16 protein-coding genes and 1 pseudogene are annotated in these 17,260 nt (G+C 55.2%); 13 read left to right on the plus strand and 4 right to left on the minus strand.

The annotated features are described in order from the left end of the window. The 11 genes and pseudogenes from BWM17_RS05640 to BWM17_RS05690 all read left to right on the plus strand — a co-directional run. Positions 1-430: pseudogene (locus BWM17_RS05640) on the plus strand (hypothetical protein); the annotation flags it as partial. 114 nt (positions 431-544) lie between these two features. Next, positions 545-1,798: an Ig-like domain-containing protein gene (locus BWM17_RS05645; protein ID WP_309492970.1), complete on the plus strand. Its 1,254-nt coding sequence runs from the start codon at positions 545-547 to the stop codon at positions 1,796-1,798. Positions 1,799-1,922: 124 nt separating this feature from the next. Then, on the plus strand, positions 1,923-2,498 hold the full coding sequence (locus BWM17_RS05650; RefSeq protein ID WP_309492971.1) for a hypothetical protein: 576 nt from the start codon (positions 1,923-1,925) through the stop codon (positions 2,496-2,498). Between the two features lie 40 nt (positions 2,499-2,538). Then, positions 2,539-3,120 carry a hypothetical protein gene (locus tag BWM17_RS05655; protein ID WP_309492972.1) on the plus strand — a complete coding sequence of 194 codons (582 nt, stop codon included), beginning with the start codon at positions 2,539-2,541 and terminating at the stop codon, positions 3,118-3,120. 192 nt (positions 3,121-3,312) lie between these two features. Next, positions 3,313-4,026: a Snf7 family protein gene (locus BWM17_RS05660; RefSeq protein WP_309492973.1), complete on the plus strand. Its 714-nt coding sequence runs from the start codon at positions 3,313-3,315 to the stop codon at positions 4,024-4,026. 68 nt (positions 4,027-4,094) lie between these two features. Continuing rightward, the gene (locus BWM17_RS05665; RefSeq protein WP_309492974.1) at positions 4,095-4,979 is read left to right on the plus strand and encodes a hypothetical protein; all 885 of its coding nucleotides are present in this window, start codon (positions 4,095-4,097) and stop codon (positions 4,977-4,979) included. 29 nt (positions 4,980-5,008) lie between these two features. After that, the gene (locus BWM17_RS05670; protein ID WP_309492975.1) at positions 5,009-6,145 is read left to right on the plus strand and encodes an AAA family ATPase; all 1,137 of its coding nucleotides are present in this window, start codon (positions 5,009-5,011) and stop codon (positions 6,143-6,145) included. A gap of 156 nt (positions 6,146-6,301) precedes the next feature. Beyond that, positions 6,302-7,891 (plus strand): NAD(P)/FAD-dependent oxidoreductase, encoded by a 1,590-nt coding sequence (locus tag BWM17_RS05675; protein WP_309492976.1) that lies wholly within the window; start codon positions 6,302-6,304, stop codon positions 7,889-7,891. Positions 7,892-7,921: 30 nt separating this feature from the next. Then, a complete protein-coding gene (locus tag BWM17_RS05680) occupies positions 7,922-8,350 on the plus strand; it encodes a CoxG family protein (RefSeq protein ID WP_309492977.1) in 429 nt (142 codons plus the stop codon). Positions 8,351-8,508: 158 nt separating this feature from the next. Further along, the gene (locus BWM17_RS05685) at positions 8,509-10,257 is read left to right on the plus strand and encodes a chloride channel protein (RefSeq protein WP_309492978.1); all 1,749 of its coding nucleotides are present in this window, start codon (positions 8,509-8,511) and stop codon (positions 10,255-10,257) included. Between the two features lie 156 nt (positions 10,258-10,413). Further along, the gene (locus tag BWM17_RS05690; RefSeq protein WP_309492979.1) at positions 10,414-11,538 is read left to right on the plus strand and encodes a M20 family metallopeptidase; all 1,125 of its coding nucleotides are present in this window, start codon (positions 10,414-10,416) and stop codon (positions 11,536-11,538) included. On the opposite strand, the gene BWM17_RS05695 is transcribed toward BWM17_RS05690, so the two are convergent. Further along, the gene (locus tag BWM17_RS05695) at positions 11,528-12,121 is read right to left on the minus strand and encodes a phosphatase PAP2 family protein (RefSeq protein ID WP_309493733.1); all 594 of its coding nucleotides are present in this window, start codon (positions 12,119-12,121) and stop codon (positions 11,528-11,530) included. The genes BWM17_RS05690 and BWM17_RS05695 overlap by 11 nt on opposite strands. Before the next feature lie 52 nt (positions 12,122-12,173). Between BWM17_RS05695 and cofD the strand changes: the two genes are divergently transcribed. Next, positions 12,174-13,139, plus strand: a complete 966-nt coding sequence (gene cofD, locus BWM17_RS05700) for a 2-phospho-L-lactate transferase (RefSeq protein ID WP_309492980.1) — start codon at positions 12,174-12,176, stop codon at positions 13,137-13,139. Here cofD and BWM17_RS05705 read toward each other — a convergent pair. From BWM17_RS05705 to BWM17_RS05715, 3 genes are read right to left on the minus strand one after another with little or no spacing between them, the layout of a single operon-like run. Further along, entirely contained in the window at positions 13,136-14,014 is an 879-nt protein-coding gene (locus BWM17_RS05705) for a RimK family alpha-L-glutamate ligase (protein ID WP_309492981.1), read from the minus strand. The genes cofD and BWM17_RS05705 overlap by 4 nt on opposite strands. Before the next feature lie 27 nt (positions 14,015-14,041). Continuing rightward, a complete protein-coding gene (cofC, locus tag BWM17_RS05710) occupies positions 14,042-14,752 on the minus strand; it encodes a 2-phospho-L-lactate guanylyltransferase (RefSeq protein ID WP_309493734.1) in 711 nt (236 codons plus the stop codon). Then, a complete protein-coding gene (locus BWM17_RS05715; RefSeq protein WP_309492982.1) occupies positions 14,701-16,200 on the minus strand; it encodes a DUF7411 family protein in 1,500 nt (499 codons plus the stop codon). The genes cofC and BWM17_RS05715 overlap by 52 nt, the downstream gene beginning before the upstream one ends. Before the next feature lie 114 nt (positions 16,201-16,314). Here BWM17_RS05715 and BWM17_RS05720 point away from each other — a divergent pair, with 114 nt between their 5' ends. Further along, the gene (locus tag BWM17_RS05720; protein WP_309492983.1) at positions 16,315-17,244 is read left to right on the plus strand and encodes a branched-chain amino acid transaminase; all 930 of its coding nucleotides are present in this window, start codon (positions 16,315-16,317) and stop codon (positions 17,242-17,244) included. The last annotated feature ends 16 nt before the right edge of the window (positions 17,245-17,260 follow it).

The following is a 17,260-nucleotide window of genomic DNA, read 5'->3' on the forward strand; positions in this document are numbered from 1 at the left end:
TTTCTCCGCCCAAGACCCCACAGGCACCTGGACGGTGAAAGCCTACGAAGGCGGCATAACCGCGGAGACTACCTTCCAACTGGTCTCCGAGATAACGCCCCCGGTAGAAGATAGAGTCGCCGAACTCGAAGCCCAAATCGCCGACCTCACCAGCCAACTGGAAGCCCTCCAAGCCGAACTCGCCGCCATCGAACTCCAACCAGGCCCTGAAGGTCCCCAAGGCCCTCCAGGCCCTGAAGGTCCCCAAGGCCCTCCAGGCCCAGCCGGCCCAGCCGGTCCAGCCGGCCCTGAAGGCCCACCGGGCCCACCGGGTCCTGCCGGCCCAGCCGGTCCAGCAGCACCCATGGGGCTGACCTACGGAGCCATCATCATCGCCATCATAGCCATAGCCCTCAGCGCCGCCAGCCTAGCCAGAAAACCCAAAGCCTAAACCCAAACCCAAAACCCCCCTTTTTATTTTTTTCAACACTTCCTCGGTTAAGGTAATATAACCTAGCAGATAGTATAGTGGATCACATACAAGCTCACCTAGGTGAAATGATTGTTGAATAAAACCCTAGAAAAAACCCCCTCCCTTCACACCCTCTTGGCCGCCGGTATCCTAGCGGTTGTGCTCATCGTCGCCGCAGCAGTTTTGCCTTTGGCTTTCGCCGCCCCCACGGTTGCCACGGATAAGGACACCTACGAGCCGGGGGACAGCCTTTCGGTGAGCGGTACAGCTGCGGCCAACGCTTTGGTGTCTCTTCAGCTGTTCGACCCCGACGGGGTTCGGGTGGCCATAGCCCAAGCGGAGGCCGACGCCGCCGGCGCCTACTCCGCCGCCAACATCTACACTTTCTCCGCCCAAGACCCCACAGGCACCTGGACGGTGAAAGCCTACGAAGGCGGCGCCTTCGCCACCGCCACCTTTACCCTCCGAGGAGTGGTGGACACCACGCCTCCAAGCCTAACCCTCAACTTCACGCCCCTCAAGGCCGTCTACGGCAAAGCTGACACCTTCACCATCACCCTCACCGCCGACGAACCCCTCCAATCCGCCGTCATCCACGTCAACCAGCAGGGAGCTCCCCTAGTCATCGACGGAAAATGGGCTGCCTCCGTGGAAGCCGCGGCCTCCCCAGAAGACCCCGCCCGCTGGAGCGGAAGCTACACCATCATGGAAGGCTACGACGGCCCGGCTCAAGTCCACGCCGTAGGCATAGACCTAGCCGGAAACAAGGGTGAAGCCACCGCCACCTTCCAAGTCGACACCGTCGCCCCCCAGCTGACCGTCACCGCGCCCTCCGCCACCACCGAGGCCACCGTCACCGTCACCGGAACCGTCGACGACCCGGATATCACCGAGATAACCCTAACCTACGACGCTGCGGTTAAAACAGTCAGCGTGAGCGAGGGCTCCTGGAGCGCCACCATCACCCTCCCAGCCGCGGGAAGCTACACCGTCCAAGCCACAGCCGTTGACGCTGCGGGCAACGTGGGCTCATCCCCCGCTGTCTCCATTGTCTACACTCCGCCCCCACCCCTAGAAGCCGAGGACATCATCGGCCCCATCCGCGCCGACATCTCCGATGTGAAAGGCGGCATCTCGGATGTGAAAGGCGGCATCTCAGAGGTTAAGGGCAGCATCTCCGAAGTCAGAGGCAGCATCTCCGAGCTGAGGGATGAAACCCGAGCCCTCAGCACAGCTGTCTCCAGTCTCACCGTCTACGTCATGGTCGCCGTTGTGCTCTCCCTCGTCGCCGCAGTCGCCGCCATCATCTCCGTGGTAACCATCGCCCGCAAGGTCGTGCTCAAATAAGGAGGAAAGACATTCCCAGCCCTAAATTCCTACATCAAGACTGTGAACAACCCTTTTTTTCAGACCACCGCTTCCAGCGGAAACCTTTTAGCCTTCCCCTTCAGATAACTAAACTCAGATAGGTTTGAACAGGAAACTTCTAGCAGCCCGCGAAGACTTGGTTAAAAAGATAGCTCAGATAGCCAAAAGAAAAAACCTAACTCTCTTCGCCTTCATCAACGAAACCTTGGAGCAGCTGCTGAAATCCGAAGAGAAAGGCGTCCCCCTGCCGCAGATAGTGGAAGAATACTTCATCCTCAAGACGGCGAAGGAAGCCGGCTTCAACCTAACGCCGGAAAGTCTTTTCCATGGGCTTCTGGAAAAAGTCTTCCAGAAGGACGATCGAGCCCTCCGCGAGGCTTGGAGGGACATGGGAGGTTGGTTTGGGAAATACTTCAAAACCCTTTACTCCAATCAAGACTCTCTAAAGCTCATCGAGAAAGTCATGAGGACCATTCTGTGGGAGGCCTCGGATTTCTCCCTCACGAAGGACGGTGAGGAAGTTTACCTCCGATGCATAGGCTCCCGGTGTCCCGCCTCCCACACTCTGCTCCTCTCCGCTCTCCTATCCGGCTTCATGGAAGCCTTCGACTACACGCCAGTTCGGAAGGACTTGGCCCGGGGGATAATATCCTTGACCTTCGTGAAAAGGAGGGAGTAAAACCACGACTGCGCCTAAAAAAGACAAAAAATTCATAGCTGTGAGAAGCGACCTCCTTCACAAGGTTATCGAAATATCCAACCGTCGAGGCACAACTGTCTACGGCTTCGTTAACGAAATCTTCGAACAGGCTATCAAGGCTGATGAGCTTAACGCCACTCCAACCCAAGTGGTGGAATACTACAGCCTCATGGAGACCATGAAAAAGGCCGGCGCGGTGATCATCACCCTCGACATCCTAAACCATTGTATTGAGAAGCTTTCCCGCATAGACAAAGACCTGAGCAAGAAATGGTACACATCGGGTTTATGGTATGGAAAATACCTCTCAGCCAAATTTCAAGACCCCTTGGAAACCTTGAAAAAAATATTGACCACCTGCTTCTGGGAGATCACGGAGGTGGAGCTGATCCAGAAAGACGAGGAAAACCTCACCCTGCGAGTGTTAGCTCCCAACCACACGGAGGTTCACACAGAGCTACTCCTGAGATTCGTCGAAGGAATTGTGAACTCCCTAGACTACAAGGTTCAAAGGGAAGAACACTGGAAAGGCATCATCCTCTTAGACCTTCAGAAAAGAATCATGCCCGCGGACATGGAATTAGAGATCGAAACCATATAACCCCTGCCGACGCCGGGGAATCCGCCCTTCAAAGGCCAACTTTATATATTCAGAGTCACGGAAAACGCTGATCGAAATGTACTTAAACTTCAAACCTCGCCGCAAAATAGACAGGAGTTGAGTTTTTCTTGTAAAAGCCCCTCTTCAACACGGCTTTTTTTAAGCATTTCATTTCTACAAGGTTAATACTTTTTGGAGTTACCCTATTTAAGGTACTACGCTGGATTGAGTGCTCTATCTAAAGGTGAGCCGGGAAAAATGTTCAAAAATTGGAGTAAACCAGAAGGCGGGTCGGTGTTCCGGCGGTTTGAAGAAAAGATTCACAAGGGTCCACCGCTCAAGGAAAAAATAGCGCAAACCATTTTCAGGCTTAAACTTCAGCAAAGAAAACTGGAAGAAGCCGCATCCAAGCTTCAGCGCCATGACCGTGAATTGTTCGAAAAATGCGTTGCCGCCGAGCTGGCCAAGGATGATGCCAGAGCCGCCATCTACGCCAACGAATGCGCCGAAGTGAGAAAAATGGCGAAGATAATCCTCCTCAGCCAGTTAGCCTTAGAGCAGGTAAGCCTGAGGCTGGAAACTGTCGAGGAATTTGGAGACGTCCTAACCCAGATGGCCCCGGTGAGCGATGTGGTCCACAGCCTCAAAGGACGTTTAGCTGGAGTGATCCCCGAGGTCTCCTACGAACTCGGCTCCATCGGCGAGATGCTCAACGGGATGATGGTTGAGGCTGGAGCTGCCTCCAACGTTTCATGGACACCTGAAGCAGCTGGAGAAGAGTCAAAAGCCATCCTCAACCAAGCGTCTCTTGTGGCTGAAGAGAGGATGAAGGAGAAATTCCCCGACCTCCCCGCCGTCGCTACTGCTCAACGTGAAGCCACAGAAGGAGAAAAGCCCCTCCGTTAAGGTGTTCGACTTCCCGCAAGCAGAAATGGGTGAACCGTAGAAGAGTGAAGATGAGGGATTCTCTCTAAATGTCCTTCCTTCGAAAGGTCCTCCCTTCCCTAAAGGCGGCGAAAGAAATGCACTTCACTAGAACACCTCTTAAAGAGAAGATCGCCCAAGCAGTCTACAGGCTGGAAACTCAGCTGAGCCGCTTAGAGCAGACCTCGGCGAAGCTTCAGCAAAGAGACCGGGAAATGTTCGAGAGATGCATAGGCGCCAAGGCCAACAACGACACAGCCCACGCGGTGATCTACGCCAATGAATGTGTGGAAATCAGAAACATGGCTAAAATCGTTCTAAGCAGCCAGCTGGCCCTCGAGAAGGTTATCCTCAGACTTCAAACCATCGAGGAAGTAGGCGACGTCATGGTTCACATGGCCCCGGTGCTGAGCATCGTAAAGGAAACCCGGGGAAACCTGAAGGGAGTGATCCCCGAGGTCTCCCAAGAGCTTGATGAAATCAACATCTTCCTCAACAACACCTTCTTAGAGGTGGGGACCACCCCGGAGCACATGGCCAATTTAGAGGCTTCCTCCTCCGAAGCCAAGAAAGTCCTTGAAGAAGCAGCAACCATAGCCGAGCGGAAGGTGAAAGAAGAATACCCCAAGCTCCCCGAACCTCCCCTCACAGCCCCAGAACCCCCAAGCCCTGAAGCTGAAGCCCTAACCGTCGGAGGTTCTCCGGAGCCAGCACCCTTCGAGGAAGAGAAACCGGTGGAGGCAGCTGAGCCTCCTACCCCCATCCAGGAAGTTCCCTTCGAACAGTTGAAAGAGCAAGTGTACGACTTCATAAGAGAATGCGGTGGAGAATTGAATCTAAGCCAGTGCGCTCAGGCTCTCAACGCTGACATGGAATCTGTTCAGAAAGCCCTGGCTAAACTTGAGGAAGAGGGCCGAATTCGAGTTCAAACCTAGGCTGAAGCCTAGCGGGGGAACTGTTAGCGATGAGCGCCCTCGAAGAACTGGAGCGCTACGCGGTTAAACATGCGTCTGAAGCCGTGCGGATGGACAGCCAAGGCGCCCGGGGAATGGCTGCCTCCGAGTATCAGCATGCCGTAGAAATTCTCCTTAAACTCTGCTCCCTCTACCCTAACGTTCCCCAGAACAGAATTTACATGAGCCGCATAGAAGCCTACAGGAAGAGGATCAAGGAGCTTCAAAAAGAGGGAGGGCAAGAGGAAAAAGCTGCGGAAGCCACAGCGGCAACCGGCCGCGTCGACTGTAAACTGAAGGAGAAACCTCGAGTTAAATGGGAGGACATTGCAAACCTAGAAAACGCCAAAAGAGCAATCCTCGAGGCTGTGGTCTACCCTGTTAAGAGGCCGGATTTGTTTCCCCTAGGCTGGCCTAAAGGCATCCTGCTCTTCGGGCCTCCTGGCTGCGGTAAAACCCTCATAGCCGCTGCCACGGCCAACGAAATCGACGCCAACTTTTACTGTGTGGACGCAGCGGCGATAATGTCCAAGTGGCTGGGGGAGTCGGAGAGAAACGTGGCTAAAATTTTTGAGGAAGCCAGAAGTTCATCCGCAAAGGGGAAGCCTTCTATCATTTTCGTCGACGAGATAGACTCCCTCATGGCCTACCGTTCAGAGGAAGTAGGCGGAGAGGCTAGGGCGCGAAACCAGTTCCTCAAAGAAATGGACGGAATCCTCGACAAAAACCGAAACCTCTACGTCTACGTTTTCGGAGCCACCAACAAGCCTTGGGCTTTAGACGAGCCTTTTGTGAGGCGTTTCCAGAAGAGGATTTTCGTCCCCCTCCCAGACCATCATGCCCGCTTGGAAATGATCAAAATCTACGCTAGGGAGCTAAACCTAGCCCCGGAAGTTGACGTGGAGGACTTGGCTAAAAGAATGGATGGCTTCAGCGGAAGCGACATCCGAGATCTCCTCCAATCAGCTCAGATAAAAGTGGTCAGAGAGTTCTTCGAAAACAACGGCTCCGCCTCCAACCCCCAAGCCAAGCCCAGAGCCATAACTTGGCATGATCTCCAAGAGGTTCTCTCAGAGCGAAAAACCAGCGTATCCCAAAACCTCCTCAAAGCCTACAGAGAATGGGACTCCGCTTTCAAAGCCCTCTAGCCGGTTTTGCCGAGCCTTTCTTTCTAACTTTTTCAGCCGGAAAGCTTAAGTCACACGTTTCAGGTAGAGGGCTATTTGCATGAAGATAAGCGGAAAAACTAAATACGTATTGCCCCTCTTTTGAATAATCAAATAAAGGAGGAGTGTAGCTAAAAAATGTCTGAAGGGCATGCGGACATCATCGTCATCGGAGCTGGACACAACGGGCTGATAGTGGCAGGTTATCTTCTGAAGGCCGGTTTCAGCGTCCTTGTAGTTGAGAAAAATCCTTGGATCGGCGGCGCGACCAGCTGCCGGGAGGTCAACGGGTTCAAACTAGACTGGGCTTCCACCAACCACATCGACATTCAACCCAACCCTCTGCTGGTGGACGATGAGTTGCAGCTGAAGGCCAAATACGGGTTGAAGTACATCATCCCCGAAGTTCAGATGGCTGGGCCCTATCCAGATGGGACAAGCATGATCATCTACAGGGATGTGGAGAAAACCGTCAAACAGGTGGCGAAGCTCTCCAAAAAGGACGCTCAAGCCTACCGCAGGTTCGCCCAGTGGGGTATCCAGTGTTTAGAAACCATCCTGCCCGGCATGTACAATCCTCCCCCCACCTTGGGAGCTATCGTTTCAGAGCTGGAGCAAAGCCCTGACGGGCAAGAGCTGCTGAGGGCTATGATGATGAGCTTCGGAGACATCGTTGACGAATGGTTTGAAGACGACCGGGTGAAGGCTTTGCTTCTCCACTACGCTTCCGAGCTGCTGCTTCCCCCGTGGGAAAACGGAACAGGCTCAGTTCTCTTCATCATGATCCCTATCATGCACGTGTACGGGATGGGCTGCCCTGTAGGCGGCTCAGGCGCCCTGGCTGAAGCCTTGGGCAGATGCGTGGAGGCTTATGGAGGGAAAATCCTGACCAACAGCCCTGTTGAAAAAGTGATCGTGGAAAACGGGGAAGCCCGAGGTGTAATCTTGGAAAACGGCCGGCGGCTTCGAGCCGAGAAAGCGGTGGTGGCATGTCTTCACCCTAAGCCCCTGTTCCTCAACATGGTGGGTGAGGAGCATCTCGAACCCGGCTTCGTCCGGAGGGTTAAACGGGTTAAGCAGTCTGCCTTCTCAGGCATCAACACCACCTACATGCTGAACGAGGCTCCCCGCTTCAAGGTTGAAGAAGTCAACGAAGGAGCCAACTGGGAAATATCCTGGTCCCTAGAAGATATGATGGAACTCTTCCAAGACGTAGTCTTCCGGAGGGTGCCCCCCGAGAAACCATGCCCCAACGTGGTCTGCTGGTCGAAGCTGGACCCCTCCCGGGCTCCTCCAGGGAAGCATTCCCTCTACGCCATCAGCTACGCGCCCTACAACCTCAGAGACGGAGGGCCCTCCCAGTGGAAGGAAATAAAGGAGGAAGTAGCGGACAGCGTACTGGAATCCATAAGGGAGCATACCACCAACATGGGCTCCGGAAACATCCTCGGAAGACTCATAACAACTCCTGTGGACGTGGAGGAAGTCATCTCCAGCAACAACCTTCTCCACGGAGACCTCACAGGCGTGCGGGCGACGCTAGAACAGACCTTCATGTTCCGACCTCTCATCAGCCTAGGGAACTACCGGACGCCTGTGGGGAAACTCTACCTAACTGGTGAGTGCACCCATCCCGGCGCTGGTGTGGCCGGCGGAGGCAGAGCTACCGCTCAAGTTATCCTGCAGGATTTCGGAATAAAATTTGACGATGTCCTGCGAAAGTCTTAGCCTCGTAACCTAGAAGGTGCACTGTGCCCTATGCCGGAGGCTGAAGCGACCTTCACCATCAAGGCGCCGCTGGACCGGGTTTGGAGTTTTCTAGTGGACCCTAGGAGGTTAGGGTCCTGTTTCCCAGATGTTCAGGAGGTCAGGGTTTTGGATGAAAAGACGGCTGAATGGGTGCTGAAGGTGAAGCTTGGGTTCATCCGAAAGACCATCAAAATGAAGTCTACAGTCACGGACTTTGTCCCCCAGAAACGTGTGACGTTTCAGGGCGTTGCTGAGGAAGCGGAGCTCTCTGGGACTATGAACCTCGAGTCCGGCCCCGGGGAGGTAAAGATACATTATAAAATACTCATGGAAGGCAGAGGGCCTCTCGCCCCTCTGATGAACGACTTGATAAGGAGGAGGATAAGCAAACAAAGCCAAGAATTCATAGAAATTCTCCAAAAAAAGCTGGAAGTCTAGTTTTCTTCAAGTTTAAAGCAGGAAATAAGGCTGGGACCAAAAAAATTTTAACCTTAAAATCCTTTTTTAGAACGACTTCTGAAAAGTGCACATTAGAGGCTCAGAAGATAGGCGTAAAGATCTAAAAAGGTAGTTGCCAGCAGAGGGCGACGGGGAACATGATCGGCCGGTTGAGAGAGAGGTTCCATATACCCGCCCACGTAGAAAGGCTTGGAGTCCTAGACGTCCTCGGCATCGTAGCCGGCTTGGCAGGCGGATTGGGAGCGGTTTTTTTCCGATACATGATAGGGTTCACCCACTGGGCGTTCTTCGACCTTCTGCTTCCTCTCATCTCCTTCAGGGTGAACGGCTTTAACCTTGGAATAATTCTTCTTCCCGCCATCGGAGGCCTGATAGTCGGGCCGATTGTTTTCACGTTCGCATCCGAAACTAAAGGCCACGGAGTGCCAGAGGTGATGGAGGCCATCCACCTCAGAGGTGGGAGAATAAGAAAGAGGGTGGCCGCTGTGAAGATAATCGCCTCCTCCATCACCATCGGCTCCGGGGGCAGCGCAGGCAGAGAAGGCCCCATAGCCCAGATTGGCGCCGCCCTCGGCTCCTTTCTGGGGCACTTCTTCCATCTGAAGGAGAGCGATGTTAAGCTCCTCGTCATCTGCGGCCTTTCAGCGGGCATCGCAGGCACTTTTAACGCACCCTTAGGCGGGGCGTTATTCGGTATGGAGGTTCTCTACCGTGAATTCCGCCCTTTGGACGCTGTGCCCATAATTCTAGCCTCGGTTGTTGGAGCGGCTGTCGCAAGCATATTCTTTGGCTTAAACCCGGCTTTCCAAATTCCGCCTCTCCCCTTCACGAATCCGGCGGAGTTATTCTTCTACTTTCTGCTGGGACTGTTCTTCGGGCTGATGGCGGTGCTTTGGGTTAAGATTTTCTACGCCGTGGAAGACCTTTTCAACAGCCTTAAGCTTCAGCCAAGGCTTAAACTCGCCGTCGGCGGGCTTCTAACCGGAGGCATTGGAATGTTGTTCCCCACCTACGGAATAATGGGCGTGGGATATGAAGGCATAGACTTGGCGCTTGTAGGGACTTTCCCCTTGGTCTTACTGCTGGTGCTGGGGTTCTTGAAACTTTTCGCAACCTCCTTCACCATCGGCTCAGGGGGCAGCGGAGGCATCTTCGCTCCGTCGCTGTTTATTGGCGCCATGTTAGGCGGCTTCCTAGGCCTTGTGTTTCACGGCATCTCCCCGGAGATCATCCAATACCCTTACGCTTTCTCCCTCGCAGGAATGGGCGCTCTTTTCGCCGGCGCAGCCCGAGCGCCTTTAACCTGCATGATCATGATTCCTGAAATGACGAACGACTGGAGTTTACTTCCCCCACTCATGCTTTCCACCGTCACCAGCTTCCTCATCTCCTCCTTCCTTCTCCGAGGCTCCTCCATCTACACTCTCAAACTGGAGAGAAGAGGAGTGCGGCTGAGGGAAAGAAGGAGGATAGACACTTTGGACCTGATAAAGGTAGGGGAAGTCATGGAAACCAAACTAGTCACTGTTCCCCCTGACATTACAGTTTCCCAGTTTATGGAGGTCCTCAGAAAACACCGCCACATGGGCTACCCAGTGGTGGACAAAGGCCGGCTGATCGGAATGATGACCTTCGACGACGTCTTGAAGATACCCCGCGACATGAGGGACAAAGTAACTGTGCTGCAGGCGGCAAACCAGAAGCTGGCGGTTACATACCCGGATGAAACCGTGCACAGAGCTCTGGACAAAATGTATGAGCGAGGGGTCGATAGGCTGGCTGTTGTGGACAGAGAGCATCCGGAAAAACTGCTGGGCATTATAACTGACCGCGACGTCATCCACGCCCATCACATCGTAACCGAGAGAAGTTCTGAACTCGAGTAAGCCTCCAGCTCAAGCATAACCAGCTTATTTAGGACGGATAGGTCTAAACCAGCAAACAACAGGCTAAAAAAGAAGGATATATCCTACCCTTTACTGGGCAATCAGCTTATTAAGTCTCTTTCTTCACTATCTTTTGAATTTTCTCCAGGTGAAAGCATGGCTAAGTTTCTGTGCAGCAGAAAACACTTAATCGAAAACCTGTTAAACCTAGTCCGCATACCCAGCCTCTCCGGCTCAGAGGAGGCAATAGCCTCCGAGGTTTCAAGACAGTTGGAAGCCTTGGGGCTCACCCCCAAAACAGACTCCCACTTCAACGTCCAAGCCGAGATGGGCTCAGGGAAGACCTTGCTGCTCAACGCCCACCTGGACACAGTTCCCCCCGGGAAGGGATGGAGCTTCAACCCCTACAAAGGGAAGCTGGTGGGTGGAAGGATCTACGGTTTGGGCGCATCCGACAACAAGTCAGGCGCAGCCGCCATGCTAGAGATCGCTCGAGTTCTATCTCGGAAAGACTTGGAAGGGAAAGTTGTTTTCCTCTTCACATCACAGGAAGAGTCAGGAGATACTCGCGCAAGAAAGGAGGTCATGAAGAGGCTGAAAGCTGATGCAGGCGTATGCCTTGACACCTGCCTTCGGCAGCCCCAGGGAGCCGCGGAAATCGTGGTAGGGTGCAGAAGCATCCAGAACTTCACCCTCCAAGTCTTGGGTAAGGCCTACCATTCCTCAGAGCCGTCGTTGGGGGTCAACGCCATCTACAGGGCGGTGGACTTTATCGAAGCCTTCCAGAAGCTACGGTATCCCTCCATCAAAAAGCCCGCGGAGGCCTCCTCGGTGGCCAGTGTCACCACCATGAACACCGACGGCTGGCCTACTCGAATTCCGGACCTATGTGAGCTCACCGTCAACTACCGAGGCCTACCCGGGGAGGAGATGGAGAAAATACAGGCTAAAATCCGCCGCCTAGCCGAAAAAACCTTGGAAAAAGACTTCCGTCTAAAGCTCAGACACCGGAGGAAAGGCTACTTGCTCTCCCTCCGAGAACCCATCTACAAGGCTGCGGAAAAAGCCTTGGCCGAAATGGGCCTTAGAAGCACACCTGTCGTTTCCAAAGGCTGGATTGACGCCGCGGACTTCTACAACAGGGCCGCAGTCCCCATCATAGGCTTAGGCACCACCACCCACGGACAAGCCCACGTGAAGGATGAATATGAAGAAGTAGAAAACCTCCACCAAGGCGCTGAGGCAGTCCTGAGGACGGTTCTAACCTACTTTAAAACCTGACACCCCTTCCACGGAAAAAGCCCTCGAGGCGGAGGGCTGCAAGCCCTGAAAGCCACCCTAAAAAGGCTCCAGCCACCACGTCAGTGGGCCAGTGGTAGCCTAGATACACCCGGCTGAAGCCGGCGATGAAGGCGGCAGACCATAGGAGAATCTTCCCCCGGAGAAATCTTCTGCCAAGGACGGTGGCGGCTGAGAAAGCCCTGGCTGTGTGGCCGCTGGGGAAGCTGGAGGCAGCCTCCCCCACCAACTCTCCGGAGGCGGTGGCGCTTGGGGCGAAAGGCCTCGGCCGGAAGAAGGCCAGCTTGAAGGCGGCTACCGTGGCGATGGAGATGGCTAGGCCTAGAGCTAGGAGGTAGGCTTCCCTTCTCCTCCCGGCGGCGAAAAGAGCGGTGGCCACCGAAGCCCAGAGGATGATGGAGCCCAGAATGGTCAGCTCCCTAAATATCTCGTAGGCCAGAGGGGAGGACAGGTAAAGGCTGATAGCCAGAAAAACCCAGCGGTCAACGGAAGAAACAACACCGGCCAGCGGAAGCGCCTCCTGAAGGTTGGAATAGTTTAAGGGCCTTAAAGTCCTTAAAGCTATAAGCTATAATAAAACTTCCAGCCGCCTCGGTGGAAAAGGAGTTGAACCTGAATTGCGCCGGAAACCCGGAAGCCTGACGGTTCTGGCCGGTGGAACAGGCTCAGCTAAGCTGATCCGAGGCTTGGCGGAGGTCATTCCCCAAGAAAACCTCACCGTCATAGTCAACGTGGGAGACAACATCCGCCTCTACGGCCTCATCGTCTGCCCAGACCTCGACACGGTGATGTACAACCTGGCAGGTGTCGCCGACGAGAAGAGAGGCTGGGGCATCGCCGGGGACAGCTTCAACGCCCAAAAAATGCTAGCCTGTTACGGTTTGGAGACATGGTTCAACTTGGGAGACAGAGACCTAGCCACCCACATTCACCGCACAGCCCTCTTAGCCGGAGGCCTGAAGCTTTCTGAGGCCACTCGGCTTCTGGCCGAGGCCTTAGGGGTTAAAGCCCGCATTCTCCCCGCCTCCGACGACTGGATTGAGACCGTGGTCCACACCTCAGAAGGATGGATGCATTTTCAGGAATTCTGGGTTAAGCGGAAGGCGGAGCCCAAAGTTTTGAAGGTGGAATACCAAGGCGTGGAGGACTCTAAGCCAGCGGATGGGGTGGTGGAAGCTATCTCGGAGGCGGAAGCCGTCATCCTCAGCCCGGCTAACCCCATCACCAGCATCCAACCCATCTTGGATATTCCCGGCGTCAGAAAAGCCTTAGGGGAGACAGAAGCCTCGGTCCTAGCTGTGTCGCCCATCGTGGGGGGAAGCCCTGTCAGCGGCCCCGCTGGGAGGCTGATGGCCGGGTTAGGTCTTAAGGTTTCCGCCTATACGGTGGCTGAACGGTATAGGGACTTCTTAGATGTCTTCCTCATCGACCGCCGGGATGAGGCGTTGAAGAACGCCATAGAAAGCTTGAAGATAAAATGCATCCCCACCGACATCATCATGGCCAGCCGGCGGGATGAGAGGACGCTGGCTGAATTCATCATAAAAACCCTGCGCGCAGAAGGCGCCTCTACATCTGCTTAACGCTTGGCCTTGGCCAAAACCAAGTCCGCTATCTCCCCGGCAATGTCCACCCCGCTGGAAGTCTGCAGCCCCCGGAAGCCGGGTTGACTGTTAACTTCGTGGACGACCAGGCCTTCATTTTCTTTCTCCATGAGGTCCACTCCCGCTACTTCGCAGCCCACAGCCTTAGCTGCCCTCACAGCCAAGTCTTCCACTTCCCCCTCAGGCTTGAAGGGAACCGGCTGCCCTCCGCGGCTGACGTTGGTCTTCCATTCCGAGGAAACCCGGTACATGGCTGCGGGAACCCTGTCCCCCACCACCAGGCAACGGATGTCCCGGCTGCCGTGCTCCACGAACTCCTGCTGGTAGAGGACGAAGTGGTTGTAGGCCAGATGCCTGAAGATTCTCCCCGCCACCTCCCCATCGGATGTTCTGGTGATCCCCAGCCCCCTGGAGCCGAAGATGGGCTTCACAACCACCTGGCTGCCCAGTTGGGGGAAAGTCTTGAAGGCTTCCCGGGGGCTCTCGGTCACCACCGTTCGAGGAACTCGAAGCCCTGCGTCTTCCAGCAGGGTTAGGGTGTAATACTTGTCCGCCGCCCTTTCGATGGCGAGGGCGGGGTTGACGACGGGGACCCCCAGCCTCTCCAGCCTGTGAAGCATGTCCACCCTGAAGATGACCTCATCCAAGGACCCAGGCCCTATGGGCCTGACCAGCAAGGCTCCCAGCTGTGAAAGGTCGCAGCCTCCGGCTTCTAAGAAGGGTTTAAACCCAACCCTCGCCACCACCTCGGAGAGGTTGAAGGCCAAGGTTTCCACATTCCTAGCTTGGAAGGCTTCCAGTATTTTACGGGAGCACCATGATTCCCTGTTCTTGGTCGCGACGCCTATGCGCATGAGGTTTACCTCTCCCAGATTTTTAGTTTAACCCAGACTTAAGGATATACCGCTCTTACCTCGCTGGGCTAAGAAGCGGTGGGTCTGCGTGCTGCCGGCTGTTTGGAGAAAGAAGCCCAAATCCTGAGGCTCATCCAAGTCCAACATGATGCGCCATGAAAGGTAGACCCCCACCTTGATTCCTTTCCCCAAAGCCTCTCGGAGATGAGCGCGGAAGCTGTCATGCTCGTAGAAGGTTGGTATGATGCCGGGGGGATTCAGTAAAAGGGCGTTGGTGCCGTCCAGCCGAAGGGACGGTGAAAGAACAACCGACGGCTGTCTTATCCCCATGTTCACGATTCTTTCCAAGTCCTCAGAAGATAGGAGGGGAATGTCCGAAGGCAAGATCAGCATGGCTGAGGTTCCCCCCTCCGAGCAGAACTTCCGCGCCTTGGAAACAGCTCGGTTGACACCGCCCTCCGCCCTCTCTTTCAGAACAGCGGCGCCCAGTCTCCGGGAAAATTTCAAGATTTTTTCGTCAGGGCTGACTACGAGAACCTTCTGGATGGTTGGGGTCCCTTCCGCAGCCTCCACCACGTCAGCCAGCATGTGCAGGCTCAACTGTCTTCGCTCCTCCGAGCTAAGCGTAGGGCTAAGCCTGCTTTTGATGTTGGCCATTTTCTTAACAGGGATTACGGCGACGACCTTCAGTTGCTCCCGCCTCTGTCTTCTTCCGCTTTTCCAAAGGCCCGGCTGTATACTCTCTGGAAGACTTCCGCCAAATACGACTTAACCGTTTCCCCCTTCTCTCGGGCCAGAAGCTTCAGAATCCTCTGGCTGCCTGAACCATACTGCACAGCTTTCTTGGGCATCTTAACGATGAAGGACGGCGCTCCCATCTTCTCAGCCACCCTTCGGAGAACCTGCTTCCTCAGCCTGTCCTCTCCACTGGAAACCTTCAATCGGGGGTGAATCCTCCCAGCTTCCCCGACCACCCGCAGGTCCGCCGCGGGAAAATGGATTCTTACACCTCCCGCCGCGGTTGCCATGTTATCCCGCTCTAGGCTTCCGGCCAAGCCTTGAACATCCTGCCACAAAGCCTTCTCCAACCCTTCAAATCCCTTCTCCTGAAGAATTTTCAGGTACCGGTGGTATCCTCCGAAGAGTTCGTCGCAGCCTTGACCTGAAAAGACGTTTTTCAATTCCTCCTCCTCTGCAGCTTGAGATGAGAAATAGAGGGGAAGAGTCACTGCCACATCCATCGGCCCGCAGCGTTCGATGGAGTAGACCAGTCTCTCCAGCTGGGCTTCAACATCCTTCCGGTCGAAGGGTGTAATCTTGAGCTTCAGACCCAGTCTCCCCGCGGCCTCCTCTGCGCTTTCCACGTCTCTGCTTCCCTCCAAGCCTGAGACGAGGAGGGTGACCTCCAACCCCAGCCTCCTCAGGGCTAGGGCGATGAGGGAGCTGTCCAAGCCTCCGGAGTAAAACACCCCCACCTTCCTTAAGCCTTCAGCCCTCAGCCTGCAGGCTTCGAGAAGCCGACGGTGAACCCTCTCCGCTGCTTCCTCCATCTCCGTCACCTCCGCTCTCTTTTCCGGAAGCTTGCAGGCTTCGAATACTCTTAACCCCGAGGAGGAGGCTTCGCCTACAAAGCCGGAGGGAAGGGCCTTGGTTTCCCCTATTCCAACTTTCCAAAGGGCTTTTCCCTCAGAGGCGAAGCCTACCAGATGCCGGTTGACTCCGAAGTAAAGGGGCTCCGCCCCCACGGGGTCTCTGCCGAAGGCTATCCTCCCCTCCGAGGCCACGGCTAGGATGTAGCTACCGTAAAGTCGCCTCATCACCCTCCCCAAAGCTTCTCCCAAGCTGCCATCCCATCCCCTCTGAAAGGCTTCCGAAACCTCGCTCCATGAATGCCCCTTTGGGGAAGGTGGAGGGGGGAACCCTTCGACGGCGAAGAGGCTGCCAGCCCCAGCCAGAAGAAGCCTCCTACCCGGCTTGGAGAAGCGAGGCTCTAAGCCGTCTACACCGTCGGTTTCCATGAGGTTTCCGCCTATCGCCCAAGAGGTTTCATGGGCTTCGACGCCGTCCAGCCGTTTCGAAAGGTGGATCACTCTCCCCCCAAAGGACAGCCAAACTCGGCTGGGTCCTCGGTGGGCCAAGGTTTTCAGCATCTCCACTATTAGGCTGTAAACATTTTCACCCTTCAAGCTTAAGAGACCTACCAAAGACCCCAAGGGACGGCCTCCCAGCGTCTTTCTGGAGTTGAAGCTTTAAATCTCTACCTAAAATATTGGTATAAAGCCCGCAGGCGGTGTCCCCGATTGCCCTTGGAGAAGACACGGTACATCTGGATGAACGGGAAGCTGGTCCCCTGGGATGAAGCCAAAATCCACATCCTCACCCACGCCCTCCACTACGGCAGCGGCGTTTTCGAAGGGGTGAGATGCTACCTTACACCTCAAGGCCCGGCGGTCTTCCGGCTGGAGGAGCATCTGCAGCGGCTTTTCAACTCAGCGGAAACCTACCACATGAAGATACCCTACACCCTCCAGGAGCTGGCCGGGGCGGTGAAGGAGCTGATAAAAGCCAACGGCCTCCGGGAATGCTACATCAGGCCCATAGCCTACCGAGGATACGGGGAAATGGGCCTAAGCCCCCTGACCAGCCCCGTGGAAGTAGCCATAGCCGCCTGGCCATGGGGAGTCTACCTTGGCGAGGAAGGCTTGAAAAACGGAGTTAGAGCCACCGTTTCCTCCTACAGGAGAATCGCCTCCGACGCCCTCCCCTTGAAAGCTAAGGCCACAGGCCAATATCTGAACTCTATCCTAGCGAAGGTGGAGGCCCTGAACCGAGGCTACCATGAAGCCATCATGCTGGACTCCCGGGGCTTCGTCGCCGAAGGCCCAGGTGAGAACATTTTCATCGTCAAGCACGGCCGCCTGCAGACTCCTCCCGAGGAGGCAGGCATCCTCCTCGGCATAACCCGGGACAGCGTGATGAGGATAGCGGAAAACCTCCACTACACAGTGGAGGAGAAGGACATCACCCAGCAGATGCTGCGGGAGGCGGATGAGGCCTTCTTCACAGGAACCGCCGCGGAGGTTACTCCCATCAGGGAGGTGGACAGGCAGCCCATAGGAACAGGGAAACCCGGCCCCATCACCGTGAGGCTTCAGAGGGAATTCAAGGAAATCGTCCAAGGGAAAAACCCTGAGTACCGCTGTTGGCTGAGCTTCGTAGAAGAAACCTAAACCCATAAAGCTTGCG

It is taken from the genome of Candidatus Hecatella orcuttiae, assembly GCF_002009985.1.
GTDB lineage: Archaea > Thermoproteota > Bathyarchaeia > Hecatellales > Hecatellaceae > Hecatella > Hecatella orcuttiae.

Bases quoted from the DNA above. Each gene is read 5' to 3' on its own strand.
- BWM17_RS05685 (WP_309492978.1), top strand. From the start codon at position 8,509: ATGATCGGCCGGTTGAGAGAGAGGTTCCATATACCCGCCCACGTAGAA.
- BWM17_RS05675 (WP_309492976.1), top strand. From the start codon at position 6,302: ATGTCTGAAGGGCATGCGGACATCATCGTCATCGGAGCTGGACACAAC.
- BWM17_RS05670 (WP_309492975.1), top strand. From the start codon at position 5,009: ATGAGCGCCCTCGAAGAACTGGAGCGCTACGCGGTTAAACATGCGTCT.
- BWM17_RS05705 (WP_309492981.1), bottom strand. From the start codon at position 14,014: ATGCGCATAGGCGTCGCGACCAAGAACAGGGAATCATGGTGCTCCCGT.
- BWM17_RS05690 (WP_309492979.1), top strand. From the start codon at position 10,414: ATGGCTAAGTTTCTGTGCAGCAGAAAACACTTAATCGAAAACCTGTTA.
- BWM17_RS05680 (WP_309492977.1), top strand. From the start codon at position 7,922: ATGCCGGAGGCTGAAGCGACCTTCACCATCAAGGCGCCGCTGGACCGG.
- BWM17_RS05665 (WP_309492974.1), top strand. From the start codon at position 4,095: ATGTCCTTCCTTCGAAAGGTCCTCCCTTCCCTAAAGGCGGCGAAAGAA.